At 67.3% G+C, this 16132-nt stretch carries 17 protein-coding genes; 8 read left to right on the forward strand and 9 right to left on the reverse strand.

All coding sequences use genetic code 11. The features are described 5' to 3' along the window. Nucleotides 1-39 precede the first annotated feature (39 nt). The 3 genes from LGN19_RS33535 to LGN19_RS33545 all read right to left on the reverse strand — a co-directional run bounded on the left by LGN19_RS33535 (nucleotide 40) and on the right by LGN19_RS33545 (nucleotide 3106). Nucleotides 40-507: a cupin domain-containing protein gene (locus tag LGN19_RS33535; RefSeq protein ID WP_089453894.1), complete on the reverse strand. Its 468-nt coding sequence runs from the start codon at nucleotides 505-507 to the stop codon at nucleotides 40-42. A 201-nt stretch (nucleotides 508-708) separates the two neighbouring features. Further along, nucleotides 709-2343: a DUF2306 domain-containing protein gene (locus tag LGN19_RS33540; RefSeq protein ID WP_226219531.1), complete on the reverse strand. Its 1635-nt coding sequence runs from the start codon at nucleotides 2341-2343 to the stop codon at nucleotides 709-711. A gap of 37 nt (nucleotides 2344-2380) precedes the next feature. Next, nucleotides 2381-3106 carry a DUF4336 domain-containing protein gene (locus tag LGN19_RS33545; RefSeq protein WP_319000676.1) on the reverse strand — a complete coding sequence of 242 codons (726 nt, stop codon included), beginning with the start codon at nucleotides 3104-3106 and terminating at the stop codon, nucleotides 2381-2383. Nucleotides 3107-3119: 13 nt separating this feature from the next. On the opposite strand from LGN19_RS33545, the gene LGN19_RS33550 reads away from it, so the two are divergent. Continuing rightward, a complete protein-coding gene (locus LGN19_RS33550) occupies nucleotides 3120-3752 on the forward strand; it encodes a TetR/AcrR family transcriptional regulator (protein ID WP_226219533.1) in 633 nt (210 codons plus the stop codon). A 76-nt stretch (nucleotides 3753-3828) separates the two neighbouring features. Here LGN19_RS33550 and LGN19_RS33555 read toward each other — a convergent pair whose 3' ends face one another. From LGN19_RS33555 to LGN19_RS33565, 3 genes are all read right to left on the reverse strand, one after another. Beyond that, nucleotides 3829-5181: a pyridoxal phosphate-dependent decarboxylase family protein gene (locus LGN19_RS33555; RefSeq protein WP_226219535.1), complete on the reverse strand. Its 1353-nt coding sequence runs from the start codon at nucleotides 5179-5181 to the stop codon at nucleotides 3829-3831. Nucleotides 5182-5201: 20 nt separating this feature from the next. Continuing rightward, nucleotides 5202-5501 (reverse strand): ArsR/SmtB family transcription factor, encoded by a 300-nt coding sequence (locus LGN19_RS33560; RefSeq protein ID WP_226219537.1) that lies wholly within the window; start codon nucleotides 5499-5501, stop codon nucleotides 5202-5204. A gap of 182 nt (nucleotides 5502-5683) precedes the next feature. Continuing rightward, nucleotides 5684-6571 (reverse strand): LysR family transcriptional regulator, encoded by an 888-nt coding sequence (locus LGN19_RS33565; RefSeq protein WP_175222209.1) that lies wholly within the window; start codon nucleotides 6569-6571, stop codon nucleotides 5684-5686. Between the two features lie 128 nt (nucleotides 6572-6699). Here LGN19_RS33565 and LGN19_RS33570 point away from each other — a divergent pair, with 128 nt between their 5' ends. After that, nucleotides 6700-7737, forward strand: coding sequence for an aldo/keto reductase (locus LGN19_RS33570; RefSeq protein ID WP_174956720.1), 1038 nt, complete (start codon nucleotides 6700-6702; stop codon nucleotides 7735-7737). Nucleotides 7738-7778: 41 nt separating this feature from the next. On the opposite strand, the gene LGN19_RS33575 is transcribed toward LGN19_RS33570, so the two are convergent. Further along, nucleotides 7779-9443, reverse strand: a complete 1665-nt coding sequence (locus LGN19_RS33575) for an ABC transporter ATP-binding protein (RefSeq protein ID WP_226219538.1) — start codon at nucleotides 9441-9443, stop codon at nucleotides 7779-7781. Between the two features lie 334 nt (nucleotides 9444-9777). On the opposite strand from LGN19_RS33575, the gene LGN19_RS33580 reads away from it, so the two are divergent. Next, nucleotides 9778-10254, forward strand: coding sequence for a GNAT family N-acetyltransferase (locus LGN19_RS33580; protein ID WP_174956718.1), 477 nt, complete (start codon nucleotides 9778-9780; stop codon nucleotides 10252-10254). A gap of 157 nt (nucleotides 10255-10411) precedes the next feature. Here the strand turns inward: LGN19_RS33580 and LGN19_RS33585 are convergent, their stop codons facing one another. Then, the gene (locus LGN19_RS33585; protein ID WP_226219540.1) at nucleotides 10412-11137 is read right to left on the reverse strand and encodes a class I SAM-dependent methyltransferase; all 726 of its coding nucleotides are present in this window, start codon (nucleotides 11135-11137) and stop codon (nucleotides 10412-10414) included. Nucleotides 11138-11328: 191 nt separating this feature from the next. Here LGN19_RS33585 and LGN19_RS33590 point away from each other — a divergent pair, with 191 nt between their 5' ends. Continuing rightward, the gene (locus tag LGN19_RS33590) at nucleotides 11329-12336 is read left to right on the forward strand and encodes a hypothetical protein (protein ID WP_226219542.1); all 1008 of its coding nucleotides are present in this window, start codon (nucleotides 11329-11331) and stop codon (nucleotides 12334-12336) included. 225 nt (nucleotides 12337-12561) lie between these two features. Then, the gene (locus tag LGN19_RS33595; RefSeq protein WP_226219544.1) at nucleotides 12562-13371 is read left to right on the forward strand and encodes a TlpA disulfide reductase family protein; all 810 of its coding nucleotides are present in this window, start codon (nucleotides 12562-12564) and stop codon (nucleotides 13369-13371) included. A 33-nt stretch (nucleotides 13372-13404) separates the two neighbouring features. Here LGN19_RS33595 and LGN19_RS33600 read toward each other — a convergent pair whose 3' ends face one another. Beyond that, nucleotides 13405-14322 (reverse strand): LysR family transcriptional regulator, encoded by a 918-nt coding sequence (locus LGN19_RS33600; RefSeq protein WP_226219546.1) that lies wholly within the window; start codon nucleotides 14320-14322, stop codon nucleotides 13405-13407. A gap of 110 nt (nucleotides 14323-14432) precedes the next feature. Here LGN19_RS33600 and LGN19_RS33605 point away from each other — a divergent pair, with 110 nt between their 5' ends. The 3 genes from LGN19_RS33605 to LGN19_RS33615 all read left to right on the forward strand — a co-directional run bounded on the left by LGN19_RS33605 (nucleotide 14433) and on the right by LGN19_RS33615 (nucleotide 16111). Beyond that, entirely contained in the window at nucleotides 14433-15032 is a 600-nt protein-coding gene (locus LGN19_RS33605) for an NAD(P)H-dependent oxidoreductase (protein ID WP_122948582.1), read from the forward strand. A 432-nt stretch (nucleotides 15033-15464) separates the two neighbouring features. After that, on the forward strand, nucleotides 15465-15791 hold the full coding sequence (locus LGN19_RS33610) for a SymE family type I addiction module toxin (protein ID WP_226219548.1): 327 nt from the start codon (nucleotides 15465-15467) through the stop codon (nucleotides 15789-15791). Continuing rightward, nucleotides 15791-16111 (forward strand): helix-turn-helix domain-containing protein, encoded by a 321-nt coding sequence (locus tag LGN19_RS33615; protein ID WP_174956714.1) that lies wholly within the window; start codon nucleotides 15791-15793, stop codon nucleotides 16109-16111. The genes LGN19_RS33610 and LGN19_RS33615 overlap by 1 nt, the downstream gene beginning before the upstream one ends. The last annotated feature ends 21 nt before the right edge of the window (nucleotides 16112-16132 follow it).

Raw genomic sequence — 16132 nt, forward strand, 5'->3', positions numbered from 1 at the left:
GTCCGGGGCGAGTCGTCGAGCGAGCGCAAGCGGGCCGGGTCAGGCCTGCTTCGGCAGATCGACATAATCCTCGAGCTCGCCCGCGACATAGAGCCGCTTGCCGACTCGCGGGTATTCGCAGACGTCGTGTTCGAGACGTTGCCCGCCAACGAGCAGCTCCAGCGGCGTATCGCCGGTGTTCTGCACCGTATGGGCTTCACCGCCGCGCGGAAAGCCCAGAAAATCGCCGGGCCCGATTGCATCGGTGCGTTCGCCGATCGTGACCGCGCCCGTACCGGACAGCACGTACACGAACTCTTCTTCGTACAGGTGACGGTGATACTCGGCCGATTCGTGACCGGGCATCAGCGTGAGCAGGTGAACACCGAATTGCGTCAGGCCGGTCAGATCGCTGAGTTGTCGCTTGAGACGAACGGCATTGGGATTCAGCGAATGCACCGCGCGCGTCGGTTCCATCTTCGCGATATCGGCGGCCTTCAACAGTTCACGGGGGGAATGGGTCGACATGGGGGTTCTCTCGTTGGCGTCATGCTTCGATCGAGCGAGCCACCCAGGCCGGCACGGCGCGCGTGCCGGCCATTGTCCGATATTTTCCTGTGGGCAAGGGGCGCGGTTCGACGGAAAAACGACAGGCGGTCCGTCGTCATCCGCACGCACCGCCCCGTTGCCCGCCCATCGCCTCTGCTCCGCGCGAACAAGCGAGCGCAACTAGCGCGCGAATTTCTCCTGCGTCGCGCTGCCGTAGACGGCGTAAAGCGAGCCCGCCAGCATCGCGAGGATCAGGCCGACGCTGATCGCCACGCGATAGACGCTGGTGATCTCGACGTAGTGCTGCAGATCCGGCATGCCGATCTGAAGATAGATCCACCCGACCAGCGGCACGAGCGCATAGAAACTCGGTAGCGCCAGCACACAGAGAATGGCGAACAGGCTCCACTCCTTGACGAGTGCATGGCGCTCACGCATCACACCCCACAGCAGCAGCACCGCGAAGAACAGTTCGAATGCACCGTTCATCTGGAACGGCGTCCCGCCGGACGACGTGATCGCGGTCGGGCCGCCCAGCAATTGCCCCCAGTACAGCAACACGGCGCCGTTTGCGGCAGTCAGCACGCCGGTCGCGGCCGCGTGCCGCATCATCCGCGCGGGCTGCGGCTTCCCGATGAACGCGGCGCGCAGCAGGAACGGCGCGAGCGCGCACACACCGATCGCACTGACGGCATAGAGCCAGCGAGAACCGGGCGCCGCCCGCAGCACGCTGCCCTGGAACGCGGCGAGGCCGGCCGGAATCCAGTCCTTGCCGCCCTGGAATTGGTCGAGGCCCGGCGTCACCAGGTAGTGATCCACGACGGCGGCCAGCGCGGCGATGCTCAGCACCGACAGCACCGCGACCCCCGCGTTGGCAACGGCCTCCGTCAACGCGGCCGGGAACACCGGGCCGGTGCGGCCCGTGGCCGGGCGAGTCTTCTGGAACCAGCGATTCATGCACAGCAGCAGGTAGCCGAAGAGCATGCATTGCGCGATCAGCACGGCGACCGCCGAGAAATTGGACGTGTTCTGGTTGACGTCCGGATAGACCATCGCGGCCCAGATCCAGTCGATGCGCGTAAACGGCGCCGTGAGCAGGAAACCGTAGTTGATCGCCATATAGGCCTGATGCTGGGCGATCTCGCGGCGGATCAGGTGATGGATCGACATCCACAGCGAGCCCGTGACGCCCAGCGCGAGAAACCAGAGGCCGGTCGCGAACGTCAGCGTGTCGTACATCATCGCGACCGGCGTGCGCACCATGTAGGTCATCGCGCCGATCATCGCGAGCTGCGACGAGACCATGTAGACCACGCCGGCCGTGCGATGCCAGCGCGGATAGTTGCGGCGCAGCGCCGGCCAGAACTGCAGCGCGCCCAGCAGCATGCACGTGCCGCCCATGATGTTGTGCAGCGACAGGATGACGATGTTCGCCTTCGGCATCCGCGCGTAATACAGCACGGTGTCGTAGAAGCCGTTCTCGCCGAACATGAGCCGCGCCGACGTCAGCCTGGCCGCGATCCAGATGAACGGATCGTCGGTGCCGAACACCTGCCCCCAGCCGGGATCGGCGCCGGCGATCGACATCGCGCGAAGCTGTTCGCGCGCATGCAGCAGCGCATCGCCCGATACCGCGCCGACATTCGCTTGCCCGGTCGCGATGGCCGTCAGCGCGTAGAGGACGGTGACGATGGCAAACGCCACGAACACCACGATGGCCCACGTGCGCAGGCGGCCGCCCGGCACGTCGCCGGCACGCGCCGCGACGGCGGCAGCCTGCGCCGCCGGGTGCCCGATGTCATTCGATCCTGCCATCCCGTCTCTCCCTGATCCTGCGTCGTTATCGGTGGATTCAAAGCCACGCCATGCCCTGCCGCACCGCGTCGTGCGCATGCTCGGTCAGCGGGTCGCCGTGCGCGAGCGCCACGCGTTCGAACGGCCATTCCAGCAGCCGGTCGACGCATGCGCGGGCCACGCGCCGGTCCCGATAGACCACGCGCAGCAACGGATGCCAGCCGACCTGCCCGAGCACGCCGCCCAGGCGCAGGTAGTGCCGCGTCAACCAGTGCGGCGACGCGTGAAAGTTCTCGACGAGATCGCAGGCAATCAGCGTCCGGCTGGCCGGGTGATAGAAGACCGTCTCGCGCAGCAGGCAGCCTTCGATCGTCAGCAGTTCGAAGTCGCCCTGCCACGCCGGATGCGGCACGTCCGTCAGCACCGCGTCGAAGCGCAGATCCTTGCGCTTGCGCTGCAGCGCGGCCGGGCCGTGCAGCAGCGCGCGCGGATACGCGGCGACCGCGCCGGCCGCGTAGAGGTGATGAAACAGGTTCGGGCAGACGATGTGGCCGACCTCGCCGAGCGCATCGATTTCCGCGCGCAACCCGCCATCCAGCGGCACCGGCGAATGCAGCAGCAGGCTGCCCGACGATAGCCGGACGACCGTCATGCGCGTACCGACATGCAGCCCCATGAAAGAATGAGGGACCGATGCAGTCCAGATATCCTTCGTCAACGAATCAAGGGCGGGCATCGCCAGAACCGACAATGTTTGAGTTGCAAACATTGTCGAACGTGACATTGAACACTGTCAAATGAGTAGAAACCCCGGGAATCAGAAAGCGGGCTACCACCACGGCAACCTGCGGCAGGCCGTGCTGGATCTGGCCTTTGCCGCGCTCGAGCACGCGAACGGGCGGGAGTTGAGCGTGCGTCATCTGGCGACGCAGCTGGGCGTGTCGGATTCGGCCGTCTATCGCCACTTCGTCAACAAGGAGGCGTTGCTGGTCGCGCTGGTGGTCGAAGGCTTCCGGCGCCTGACCCAAGTGCAGATCGACGCGTTTGCCGCGGAAATTTCACGCGGTACGTCGGCGCGCGACGCGTTTCGGGCCGGCGGGCTGGCCCACGTGAAGTTCGCGCACACGCATGCCGAGTTGTTCCGGCTCATGTACGGCGGCTTTGCGGTCCAGCACCGGGACGATGCCGAACTCGTCCAGGCCCGGCGCGAGAACAGCGAGGTGACGACGCAGGCGATCCGCAGGATGGTGGGATCCACCATCGACGAGCAGCAGATCCGCGCGTTCAGCGTCGGCGTGCGCAGCTTCGTGCACGGCTTCGCGATGCTGTGGATCGACGGTCATCTGGAAGGTGGCGAGACGGAGATCGAGGCACTGGCGGAAGCCGCGTTCGAGTTCTCGATGCACGCGTTTCCCGACGCGGTGCGCTGACGAGGCGAGGGATGCGGCGCTTTTGCGGGGAGCGCGGCGCGCGTGAGTGAATCTCCGTGCGCCGCACCGCCGCCGCTCAGCGCACGTGCACGCCGCGCAGTTGCGTCAGCAATGCCACGAGACGATCGATGTGCGCGTCTTCGGTACGCCACGACGACACGCTGATCCGGAACGCCGGCCGCCCCTGCCACACCGTCGCGCCGAACCATACTTCTCCCGACGCCTGCGCGGCCTCGCGGATCGCCGCCGTTTCATCGTCGGTGCCGGCGCGCACCAGTACCTGGTTCAACACGACGCGGTTCAGCACGTCGTAGCCGGCGGCACGCAGGCCGTCCGCGACCCGCGCCGCCTGCGCACAATGCCGCTCGACCATCGTCGCCACGCCGGCACGGCCGAGCGAACGCAGCGCGGCCCACACGGGAATGCCGCGCGCGCGCCGCGAGAATTCGAGGTTCAGGTTCTTCTGCGCGTCCTGCGCGCCGCTCAGGTAGACGGCGTCGCTGTTCATCGCGGTCGCGAGCGCGTCCGCATCGCGGCAGATCACCATCGCGCCGTCGTACGGCGTGTTGAGCCACTTGTGGCCGTCGGTCGTCCAGCTGTCCGCGCCTTCGATGCCGTCCGTCAGCGCGCGCTTCGACGATGCGCGGGCCCACAGGCCGAACGCGCCGTCGACGTGCACCCACGCGCCGGCCGCCTTCGCGGGCGGAATCAGCGCCGCGAACGGATCGAACTCGCCGGTGTTCACTTCACCGGCCTGCACACAGAGGATCGTCATGTCGTCGAGCGGCGGCAGCTCCGCCGGATCGATGCGGCCGTGCGCGTCGACCGGCGCGACGACGAGGCGCTTCATCCCGAAACCGAGCACGCGCAGCGCCTTCTTCACCGTGATGTGGGCAAGCTCGGAGATCACGACCTTCACTTCGGGCGCGCCGATCAGGCCGTCCTCGTCGACGTCCCAGCCCTTGCGCGCGAGCAGCGCGCGCCGCGCGGCCACCAGCGCGACGAGCGTGCACGCCGTCGCACTCGTGCCGAAACCGACCGCGCTGCCTTCGGGCAACCCGAGCACGTCGACGACCCAGCGCGCGGCCTGGCGCTCGATCGTCGCGGCCACCGGCGAATTCGCATACGACGACGCGCACTGGTCCCACGCGAGCATCAGCCGCTCGGCCGCCGCCGCGGCCGGTAGCGCGGCGCCGATCACGAAGCCGAAGTAGTTCGGGCCGTTCGACGCGACGGTTGCGGGCGTACCGCGTTCGTCGAGCAGGCGCAGCACGTCGTCGGCCGGATGGCCCGTATCGGGCAGCGGCTCGTCGAACGCCGCAAGACCGGCCAATGCGGCCGCATCGGGAAACGCGCGCCGCTCGTTCGTCGCGGCCAGATACGCGTGCGCGCGCCGGTCGGCGTCGGCCAGCAATGCAAGTTCGTCCATGTCGGTTGCCTCGGTAGGAGTCAGAGTTGCGAGAGATCGTGGCCGAGCTGCTGCAGCGCGCCGTCGATCCGCTTGTAGTACGTGAACTTGCCGACGCGGGTCGCGCACACGAGCCCGGCATCCGCGAGGATGCGCATGTGGCGCGTGGTCGTGGCCGGCGCGATGCCGAGCTTCTCGGTGATGTACGTGCAGCACACGCCGAGTTCGTCGAAATCGCCGTGTGGCTGCGGCGGGAAATGCTTGCGCGGCTGTTTGAGCCAGCGCATCACGGCCAGGCGGCTTTCGTTGGCCAGTGCGCTGATGCGGGTGACGTCGTCCATGAGAATGCGGAGCTCGATTAACGTTTCGAATATTAGCTAAATGACGAAATGTGTGCAATCGATCGAACACGGGTTTCAACCCACGACGTCGCACGCCCGATCGTCACGTCGGCCTTCGATGCGATCGTGGCAAGACACACTGCCGCAACGCTCGCCGGATCGCATGAACCCCGCCAGTTCCTTTACGCGCCTCCCAGCACCTGCGCCAACCTGTCGATCAGCGCACGCACGCGCCGTGGCTGCACGGCGTTGCCCGGATAGACGATCTGCAAGTCGACGTCGCCCGGCGAGAACGCGCGCAGGACTTCGACGAGCGCGCCGGACGCCAGATCCTGCTCGACGTCGACCAGCGACTTCAGCGCGACGCCGTGCCCCGCGACGCACCACGCGCGTACGAGCGCGCCGTCGTTGGCCACACGCCGGCCGCGCACCGTCACGCGCCGGGGTTCGCCATCGATGCTGAACGGCCATTCGGCATACAGGTCCGACCCGAAGCGCATCACGATGCAGTCGTGCGCGGCGAGATCGTCCGGATGCTGCGGCGTGCCGTGCGCCGCGAGATACGCGGGCGACGCGCACACCACGCGCCGCGCACGGCCGAGCGAGCGGCTGCGCAGCGAACTGTCGGCGAGCACCCCTCGGCGGATCGCGAAATCGAGCCCTTGCCCGACGACATCGACGTAACCGTCGCCGAGATGCAGGTCGACCGTGACGCCCGGATGCTCGGCCAGGAACGCGTCGACGACCGGCACCACGCGCTCGCGGCCGAGATCGGCCGGCGCGCTCAGGCGCACCGGCCCCGACAGGGTCTGCACGCCGAGCCGCACGCGGCTTTCCAGTTCGTCGGCCTCGGCCAGCAGGCGCCGCGCGCCGTCGACGAGCGTGCGGCCTTCGTCGGTCAGGCTGATCGCGCGCGTCGTGCGCGTGAGCAGCGCCGCGCCGTAGTGGCGCTCGAGCGCCGTCAGACGCTCGGACACGGTGGCCGGCGACAGCCCGAACTCACGGCCCGCTGCGGCCAGTCCGCCCTTCTCCACGATGCGCAGGAACAGCGCGAGATTGTCGAGCAGCATTATTCGCCTCTTCCGAACGATATTTTCGAAGTCTGCCCAATTATCCGAAATATCCGCAAGCGATACAGTGTGCCAACACTGGCCTCGCGGCCCCACTCGGCACCTCGAACATCCAAAGGAAACCCGCCATGGAATACCGCACCCTCGGCCGCTCCGGCCTCAAGGTTCCCGTCCTGAGCTTCGGCGCCGGCACGTTCGGCGGCACCGGCCCGCTGTTCAGCGCATGGGGCAACACGGGCGTCGACGAAGCGCGCCGCCTGATCGACATCTGCGTCGAAGCGGGGGTGAACCTGTTCGACACGGCCGACGTGTATTCGGACGGCGAATCCGAGCGCGTGCTCGGCGCCGCGCTCAAGGGGCGTCGCGACCAGGTGCTGATCTCGACGAAGACGGGCCTGCCGACCGGCAGCGGCCCGAACGACGCGGGCACGTCGCGCGCGCGGCTGGTCCGCGCCGTCGACGACGCACTGCGCCGCCTCGACACCGACTACATCGACCTGCTGCAACTCCACGCGTTCGATGCGGGCACGCCGGTCGAGGAAGTGATGTCGACGCTCGACGATCTCGTGCGCGCGGGCAAGCTGCGCTACATCGGCGTGTCGAACTTCGCGGGGTGGCAGATCATGAAATCGCTGGCCGTGGCCGATCAGCATGGTTGGTCGCGTTACGTGGCGAACCAGGTCTACTACTCGCTCGTCGGTCGCGACTACGAGTGGGACCTGATGCCGCTCGGCGCCGACCAGGGGCTCGGCGCGCTCGTCTGGAGCCCGCTCGGCTGGGGCCGGCTCACCGGCAAGATCCGGCGCAACGCGCCGCTGCCCGAAGGCAGCCGCCTGCATGAAACGGCCAGCTACGGGCCGCCGGTCGACGACGCGCGCCTGTACGACGTGGTCGACGCACTCGACGCGATCGCCGAGGAAACCGGCAAGACCGTGCCGCAGATCGCGCTGAACTGGCTGCTGCAGCGCCCGACCGTGTCGTCGGTGATCATCGGCGCGCGCAACGAGGAGCAACTGCGGCAGAACCTCGGTGCGGTCGGCTGGGCACTGACCGATGCGCAGGTCGCGAAGCTCGACGCGGCAAGCGCGGTGGAAGCGCCTTATCCGTACTTCCCGTATCGCCGCCAGCAGGCGTTCGCGCAACTCAATCCGCCGCTGCGCGGGTAAGGGCGGCGGCCTGCAAAACCTGCGAACGTGGCCGTGCGGCCCTACGCCGGCACGCGCGTATCGCCGAGCCGCACGACCTTGTCGTCCGGCCCGATGACCGAGCGCCGGTGCGTGATCGCGACGACCGTGACGTCGCGGGCCAGCAGTCGCACGTGCTCCATGATGTCGCGCTCGGTGGCTTCGTCGAGCGCGGAACTCGCTTCATCGAGAAACAGCACGGTCGGATCGCCGTACAGCGCGCGGGCAATCGCGATGCGCTGGCGCTCGCCGCCGGACAGCTTCAACCCGCGCTCGCCCACCGTGGTGCGGAAGCCGTCCGGCAAACGCTCGATGAACGTCAGGATCGTCGCCTTCGCTGCCGCTTCGCGCAGGCGCTGCGCATCGCGCGGCCGGCCGAGCAGGATGTTGTCTTCCAGGCTTTCGTTCAACAGCACTACATCCTGCGGCACGACGGCGACCGCACCGTACCAGTCGGCGCGATCGATCGCCGCGAGATCGACGCCGTCGACCAGAATGCGCCCGCCGGTCGGCTCGATCGACTTCAGCGCGAGCTTGAAGACGGTGGATTTCCCCGCGCCGGTTTCGCCGACGAGGAACGTGATCGCACCACGTTCGGCGACGAAGTCGACATCGGTCACGCCGCGACCGTTGTCGTACGCATAGGCGACGCGATCGAACACGATGCGCCCGTCCTGCGGCGCGAACGCCGACGCGTGCGACACCTGCCGCTCCTCGGGCGCCGTCCACAGCGCGGCGAACGGTACGAGCGCTGCGCGGGAGCGGGCGCACTCGTCGACGGCGCGCGCGATCATTTCGAACGGCAGGTTCAACTGCAACAGCAACGTGTTGAACAGCACGATGTCGCCGATCGACAACTCACCCGCCGCATGGCGCGGCAGCAGCAGCCAGAACGTCACCGAGAACTGGATCGCGAGGCCGAGGCCCAGCAGCGCGAGATAGCCGACGTGCTGCAGCACGTACGCGCGCCAGCTGTCGCGCTCGACGCGCGCTTTCTCCGAGAAACGTTCGCTCATCCAGCGATGGCTGCCGAAATGCCGGAGCGTCTCCATCGCGTTGATCGCGCCGCCGACGAAACGCGCGTTCTCCTGCCCGGCCTCGATCGCGCGGTCGAGGAACGCGCGCGAGCGCCGCGCGGCAACGATCGCGATCGTCACCGCGGCCGCACCGTAAGCGGCGGTAATGGCCACGACCTCGAGATTGATCAGTGCGCCGAGCGTGACGAGCGTCAGCACGATCTGCAGCGTGCCGGGGATCAGATCCATCAGCCCCAGTTGCACGAGCACCGACAGCGCCCGGCTGCCACGCTCGTTGGCGTTCTGGATTTCCGCGGGATTGTGCTCGACGAAGAACGCCGTGGTCTTCTTCAGGATGCGCTCGAAAAAACGCGTGCTGGTGATGAAGCCCAGATTCTCCGAGCTCATGAACGCCAGGTACTGCACCACGCGTTGCAGCGCGCTGGAGAGGCCCAGCAGCACCGCGTAGAGCACGAAGCCCGGGATCAGCGCGTGGAGCACGCCGCGGTGCGACAGCGCGTCGATCAGGCGCGAGAACAGATAGGGCGCGGCAACCGCGCTCGCGCTCGACAGGACGACGACCGCGACGACCGTCAGCAACATCAGGCGATCGGCCTTCCAGTAGGCCTGCAGGACCTCGGTGATCGGATGCGACGCACGGGTTTCGTTCATGGCGGGATGAACCGGGCACGGCGCAGCCCGGATGGCAGCGATGGGCGAAAAAGTCTAACAGAATGAAAGAAATGCCGTGGCGGCGGTGGCGCGCAAAAGAAAGCCCACAGCCAGGGATGCGCGCGGGCTGAACCCGACAGCCCCAGGCGCAGCCGGCGTGATCACCGCAGGTTCTGGCTGACGGCCGGCGTCGTGAGAATTGTGCGGATCGTGGCACCAGGAAATGCCGTCGTCATGGGCCTACCCATGGGGCCGCGAACTTCCTATCGTAGAGCCCTGCGACGCGCCGGCCGGATCGGCGGCGCGCGCCCTTCTCATCGACAGGTCCGCCAACATGAACGCCAACGACACCGGACTGACCGTACGCGCGGTCACGGAAGACGACTACGACCAGTGGCTGCCCCTGTGGGACGGCTATAACCGCTTCTACGGCCGCTTCGACAGTACCGCGCTGCCGCTGGCCGTCACGCAGCTCACCTGGTCGCGCTTCTTCGACGGCTACGAACCCGTGCATGCGCGCGTCGCCGAGCGCGACGGCCGGCTCGTCGGGCTCGTGCATTTCCTCTATCACCGCAGCACGACGCACATCGGGCCGACCTGCTACCTGCAGGACCTGTTCACGCTCGACAGCGAGCGTGGCAAGGGCGTCGGCCGCGCACTGATCGAAGCCGTGTACGACGCCGCGCGCGCCCACCGCGCCGAACGCGTGTACTGGCAGACACACGAGACGAATCACACGGCAATGCGGCTCTATGACACCGTCGCGGCAAAGCCGGGAGCCGTGCTCTACCGGAAGGAGCTGTCGCGCTGAGGTGCACGAAGAAACGTGGGCAAGCGCCGTCTCACGGATTGCCCCGCCCGATTGGACGCCATGCCCCTCCCGGGAACAGCCGCCTCGGCAAACCTGGTCGCCCCCGGGATACAAGATCATCCTTTCGCTCGATCTTTGGATCCTCGGGGCGACACGTTCAACCCACCGGCCGCGCCTTGATCCACAGAAACAGCGGCACGCGCGCCCACTGCTTCAACTGGTCCGTATCCGCGTGATCGGGCGGCGGCTCGCGCAGCGACACGATCGCGAACCCGGCCGCTTCCAGCGCTTCCATGTACGCCTGCAACGGCAGCGACCACCCCGCGAAGTGCATCGACAGCCCGTCGCGCGTTTCCACGCCATCGAAGTGCTCGCGCCCGAAATAGCTGCCCGTCAGCACGAACGGCGCATCGGGTTGCGGCCCCGCGAAGCCGCCGCGATCGCGGAACGGATGCACGAGCGAGATGAACAGCGTCCCGCCTGGCTTCAGCACGCGACGCGCCTCGATCAACACGCGCTGCATGTCGTCGAGATCCATCAGCACGTTGTACGCCATCACCAGATCGAAGCTGGCCGCGTCGAACGGCAGCGACGCCGCGTCGGCCAGCTCGTAGCGATGCGCGGAATCCGCGTGACGCGCGGCGTCGAGCATCGCGGGCACCACGTCGCTCGCGGTCACATCGTAGCCGAGCGCCTTCAGCTCGCGGCTCACACGGCCTTCGCCGCAGCCGATCTCCAGCGCGCGGCCGGTGTCGCGGCCGAGATACGCCGCGAGCCCCGCGCGATACTTCCAGAACGCATCGTGCCCCGGCTTGCCGGCCCAGCCGATCCATTGGTCGGCGACCTGTGTCCAGTGTTCGGTGATGGCTGTCGTGTCGGTCATGTGCGCTCCCACCCGGTGTGCGTCGTTGGCTCAGGATGCGCATGGTAAGCCGAAGCGGCGGAACCCGTGAGCGGGTTGCACCGCTTCGCCGGTTCCGTTTCCGGCGGCAACGTTCTACAGTGACATAAAACAAACCGCGCGCCGCACGTCGTCCCCGCTCGACGATGCGCACCCGAATCCGAGGAAATCCCATGGCAAGCATCCTCGCCACGCCCGCCGATGTCCCGCCGAGCCCCGTCGCGGCGGAAACGCGCATGGTGCACGACGTCGCGACGCTGAAGCCGTCCGACTACCGTTCGGCGGACGGCGCGTCGTGGGTCATCTCCACCCTCACGCCGGCCGCGGACAGCGGCACGAACGTGACCGGCACGACGTACTTCGACACCGCGAAAGGCCAGACCGTCGCGGTGCCCGACGCGCGGCGCCGCTATGCGAATCGCGGCACGTGGCAGGTCGTCGCAAGTTCGAGCCCGTCCGTGCCCGCCACCGGCCGCTACGACTGGCTGACGCTCGCCTGGCTGCCGATCAACCGGCGGCCGCTGCCGCAAACGCCCGAGCACCTGTATTCGCCATTCATTCGCGGCGGCACGATCGTCTATCGATGGAATCCGGCGGCGGAAGGCGGCGAGCAGTTCGGCAGCGTGCGGATGATCTTTCCGGAATGGACGCAGCAGGTGGCCGATGCGCTGCGGTCCGCGCGATCCGCGTCACCGGACAGTGCCAGCGCGTCGGCCGCCCCGTCGGCGCTCGACCGCATGAAAGCGGACACGAACCCGATGACCGCCGTACTCGACTTCGGCGATGCACTGCGCGACGAACCGGTCGAGCGGATCGTCGCGCGGCTGCCGGGCCTGTTGCGGGTGAAGGATCTGCACGAACTGTCGGCGCTCGTGTTCCTGTGCCTGTCCGGGTCGCGCGCAGAAGACCGGCCGCGCCTCGTTGAAACGATCAACGGCTCGATCGCCGCGACCGACGACAGCGCGCGCCTGCTCGCGATCGCGTACGGCACATTCGCGGCCGGCCGGGCCCGGCCTTATCCGTTCAGCGATGCGGGGCAGACGGCGCGTATCAACGACGTGTTCGGCGCGTTGAAGCGGCGGACGGCGGCGCTCAACGTGCCGGTCGCGCAAGGGTCGCCCTGGTACGAGTTCTTCACGGCGTATCGGCTCGGCGAGGCAGCGGCTACCAAGGGCCCGTAACGCGCCTTTCGATTCATCGCCTACCCGCACGAAACAACGTCCTCCTGACGATGCCGGCGGGCGCGAGCATCGAAGCCGCCGGACTCCCTTTGGCGCAGGCGAGTCACGAAGGGAACCCGCGTGCATCAGGCGGTGTCGAAACGCCGCTCGACCATTGACGGCTGCATCGTCATCGGCCGATCATCGTCGTGCCCCCCGCCCGATCACGCCACCTCTTTCCTGTTCATGTTAAGCATCGGTCCCTTCTCGATCCGCGTCGTCGCGGTGGCCGTCGCCGCGCTGCTCGCGTGGCTCGTCGCCCGTTTCATCCAGCGCCGCCCGCCGGACGGCCAGCACAAGACCGCATCGAGCCTGATCCTCGACGTGCTGCTGTTCGGCCTGCTCGCCGCGCGTATCGGCTATGTCGCGCAGTGGTGGCACGAGTACGCCGCCGCGCCGCGCTCGATCATCGCGCTCGGCGACGGCGGCTTCGACTGGCGCATCGGCCTCGCAGCCGCGATCGTGTTCGCGGGCTGGCGCCTGCGCCGCCTGCCTGCGCTGCGTCGCCCGGTGATGGCCGGCATGCTCGCGGGCCTCGCCGCATGGGGCATCGCGCAGGGCACGCTCGCGACCTTGCAGCACAGCGCGCCGCCGCTCGCCGCGTTGCAGCTCGAAGCGCTCGACGCCACGCCGGTGCCGGTGCAACGCTTCGCGGGCAAGCCCGTCGTCGTGAATCTCTGGGCGACATGGTGCCCGCCTTGCCAGCGCGAAATGCCGATCCTCGCGCAAGCGCAGCAGGATCATCCGGGGATGACGGTGCTGATGGTCAACCAGGGCGAAGACGCGCAAGCGGTGCGCGCGTTCCTCGAACAGAAAGGGTTGCGCTTCGATCACGTGCTGCTCGATCGCACGCTGCACGCGATGAAAGCCTACGGTTCGCGCGGGCTGCCGACGACGCTCTTCTTCGACGCGCAAGGCAACCTCGTCGAATCGCACATGGGCGAGATCACCGCCGCGCGGCTGAAGGATGCCGTGGCGGACCGCTTCGGCCAGTAACGCGCATCGGCCGCAGGGCGGCAGCGCCGCGCATCACATCCGCGCCTCGACCGCGGCCAGCCGGGCCGGGAGATGTTCCCGCAGCGCATCGACGGCGGCCCGGACTTTCAGCGGAAGATGCAGCGTGTAGGGCCACACCGCCTGGATCGGAAAGATCACGCCCGGCCGATCGGGCAGCAGCTCCCGCAACGTGCCGCTGCGCAACGCGTCGCGCACCAGCCAGTACGGCAGCCACGCGACACCGAGATCCGCGAGGGCCGCATCCATCAGCGCGCTCAAATCGTCGGACAGCAGGCGGACGGCGGGCTGCAGTTCCACGCGCTGGCCGTCGACGATCACGTGCCAGCGATGCACCTGGCCGAAACGCGTATAGGCCAGCGCCTTGTGCCGTTCGAGTGCTTCATAGGTCGCAGGCTCGCCGCAGCGGCTCAGGTACGCCGGCGATGCGCAGAACGCCATCCGGTGCTCGCCCAGCGGACGCGCCACCAGGCCGCTGCTGTTCGGCAACGTGCCGACGCGCACCGCCAGATCGAAACGCTCTTCGACCAGATCGACGGAACGATCGCTGAACGACAGGTCGAGATCGAGCTCGGGATGCGCCTTCGCCAGTTCGATCAGGATCGGCGCCACGCAGAGATGCCCGAAGAGCGTCGGCATCGACACGCGCAGGCACCCCTTCATCTGCCATTTGCCGGTTTCCAGCAGCGCCTCGCCCGCCTGGATCTGCTCCATCGCACGCAGGCAATGGTCGTAGAACAACGCACCTTCGTCGGTCAGGCTCTGGCTGCGCGTCGTCCGCTGAAACAGCACGACGCCCAGCCGCTCTTCGAGGCGCGCGATGCTCTTGCCGACCGCCGAACGCGTGATGTGCAGCTTGTCGGCCGCCTGCGCGAAGCTGCTCGCTTCCGCCGCGGCGACGAAGACGTCGATGCCCTTCAGGTTGTTTCGCATGCGATTGGGGATAAAAACGCTACACAGTGCGTCGATCTTATCGCTTTTGGCGATAAAAAGTGGATGCTAGGATCGATTCCAGTCCTTACATTCGCAACGGAGCACCCCGCATGGCACGGATCCTCGTCCTCAAATCCAGCATCAACGGCAGTCAGTCGCAAACCGGGGCGCTGATCGACACGTTCCTGGCCGAGCGCCAGGCCAACGGCCATGCCGACGACGTGATCGTGCGCAATCTCGTCGACACCGACCTGCCGATGCTCGACAGCGAACTGTTTCACGCGCTGCGCGGCGCGGCCAATCCGAGCGAGCGCGCGCAACGTGCGATCGTGCTGTCCGACGCACTGATCGCCGAACTCAAGGGCAGCGACCTGCTGCTGATCGGCGCGCCGATGTACAACCTCAACGTGCCGACCCAGTTGAAGAACTGGTTCGACCTCGTCGCGCGCGCACGCGTGACGTTCCGGTACACGGAGACCTACCCGGTGGGGCTCGTCGAAGGCATCAGCGCGATCGTGTTCAGTTCCCGCGGCGGCGTGCATGTCGGCCAGGAAACGGATGCGGTCACGCCGTACCTGCGTGCCGTGCTCGGCCTGATGGGTATCTCCGATGTGGAATTCGTCTACGCGGAAGGGCTCGACATGAAGCCGCATGGTTTCGACGCGGGACTCGCGAACGCACGCCGGCAGATGGACGCGCTGCACGCGTGAGTCGGGGCCGGCGTGGGGGACGGCACGGTGGCGCTCCCGAGCAAGGTCGGGCGTTACCTGCGCGGCGCGAATGACATCCTCGTGCAACGTGCGGCTGTCGGGTCGAAGCATTCGACCGACACGCTTTCTGACATATCGCCAACGATGTGATGATGCGTCCGGCCAGCGCGATCGCCGTGGAATCGTTACGCAGCAAGCATGCAAGATCGGTGCGACCGTCAGTGCCGACGACGACGCTCCAGACCCGCACCTGACAGCGGCCGATCTCGGCTAGAGTGATTGCACGTTTTCGCGAGGAATCTCATTTCATTTCGTCCTGCCAATCATGTGGCGGGACGCCGATCGAAATTCGCTGCGTAAACGAGCGCGGCCCGCTGATGTTAGAGCACCTGCGGGCCGCTGACCACAACCCACTCATCATGGGAGTCAGTCATGGCTGACGCGAATCATAACGCACCGGTTCGTTTTCACGATTGTTTCGTGCCCCCTCGAACGTCTTTTCAGACTCGCCGCATCGTCCCGCACGTCAGGCTCGCCGACATCGCACCGCCAGTCCTCCATCTATGGATGAAGCTGTCCGGCCGCTGGATCGAGGCAGCGGGTTTCGAACCCGAGCAGCGCTTGCAGATCGAGGTCACGCACAAGCGGCTGGTGATCACGCCGATCGAAGAGGCGCACGGCGACGATGTCGGACAGGATGCCGATCGCGCGACAACACAGCCGCGGCCGCAGTTTTCAGTGATCAACGGAGGTGCGTAATGAACTACAACGACTCGCGCCAACACGCTTCCCACTTTCCGGCTGACTTCGGCCTCGACGATGCTGGCGCGCTATCGGCCAAGTCTGCGCTCGTCCTGAAACTCAACGCACTGATCGTCTCGCGCGGCCTGAGCGACGACGAGGCTGCGGCGCTCACGGAAATGGCCCGGCCGGTCGTCACGCCCGAGCAACGCGAAAGGCTTCGGAACGTTTCGCTGGAACTGCTGATGCAGACACTGGCGTCGTTGGGCCAGCATGTGGAAATCGTCGTGCGGCCTGCGGCGCCGCCGCGTTCGGCAGGCATCACGGTGTCGGTCTGACAGCCGGCGGAATGGACGGAC

The organism is Burkholderia sp. AU30198 (assembly GCF_020419825.1).
Classification (GTDB): Bacteria; Pseudomonadota; Gammaproteobacteria; order Burkholderiales; family Burkholderiaceae; genus Burkholderia.

Bases quoted from the DNA above. Each gene is read 5' to 3' on its own strand.
- LGN19_RS33560 (WP_226219537.1), bottom strand. From the start codon at position 5,501: ATGGACGACGTCACCCGCATCAGCGCACTGGCCAACGAAAGCCGCCTG.
- LGN19_RS33585 (WP_226219540.1), bottom strand. From the start codon at position 11,137: ATGACCGACACGACAGCCATCACCGAACACTGGACACAGGTCGCCGAC.
- LGN19_RS33565 (WP_175222209.1), bottom strand. From the start codon at position 6,571: ATGCTGCTCGACAATCTCGCGCTGTTCCTGCGCATCGTGGAGAAGGGC.
- LGN19_RS33605 (WP_122948582.1), top strand. From the start codon at position 14,433: ATGGCACGGATCCTCGTCCTCAAATCCAGCATCAACGGCAGTCAGTCG.
- LGN19_RS33600 (WP_226219546.1), bottom strand. From the start codon at position 14,322: ATGCGAAACAACCTGAAGGGCATCGACGTCTTCGTCGCCGCGGCGGAA.
- LGN19_RS33570 (WP_174956720.1), top strand. From the start codon at position 6,700: ATGGAATACCGCACCCTCGGCCGCTCCGGCCTCAAGGTTCCCGTCCTG.
- LGN19_RS33540 (WP_226219531.1), bottom strand. From the start codon at position 2,343: ATGGCAGGATCGAATGACATCGGGCACCCGGCGGCGCAGGCTGCCGCC.
- LGN19_RS33575 (WP_226219538.1), bottom strand. From the start codon at position 9,443: ATGAACGAAACCCGTGCGTCGCATCCGATCACCGAGGTCCTGCAGGCC.
- LGN19_RS33535 (WP_089453894.1), bottom strand. From the start codon at position 507: ATGTCGACCCATTCCCCCCGTGAACTGTTGAAGGCCGCCGATATCGCG.
- LGN19_RS33580 (WP_174956718.1), top strand. From the start codon at position 9,778: ATGAACGCCAACGACACCGGACTGACCGTACGCGCGGTCACGGAAGAC.
- LGN19_RS33615 (WP_174956714.1), top strand. From the start codon at position 15,791: ATGAACTACAACGACTCGCGCCAACACGCTTCCCACTTTCCGGCTGAC.
- LGN19_RS33610 (WP_226219548.1), top strand. From the start codon at position 15,465: ATGGCTGACGCGAATCATAACGCACCGGTTCGTTTTCACGATTGTTTC.
- LGN19_RS33545 (WP_319000676.1), bottom strand. From the start codon at position 3,106: ATGTCACGTTCGACAATGTTTGCAACTCAAACATTGTCGGTTCTGGCG.
- LGN19_RS33595 (WP_226219544.1), top strand. From the start codon at position 12,562: ATGTTAAGCATCGGTCCCTTCTCGATCCGCGTCGTCGCGGTGGCCGTC.
- LGN19_RS33590 (WP_226219542.1), top strand. From the start codon at position 11,329: ATGGCAAGCATCCTCGCCACGCCCGCCGATGTCCCGCCGAGCCCCGTC.
- LGN19_RS33555 (WP_226219535.1), bottom strand. From the start codon at position 5,181: ATGGACGAACTTGCATTGCTGGCCGACGCCGACCGGCGCGCGCACGCG.
- LGN19_RS33550 (WP_226219533.1), top strand. From the start codon at position 3,120: ATGAGTAGAAACCCCGGGAATCAGAAAGCGGGCTACCACCACGGCAAC.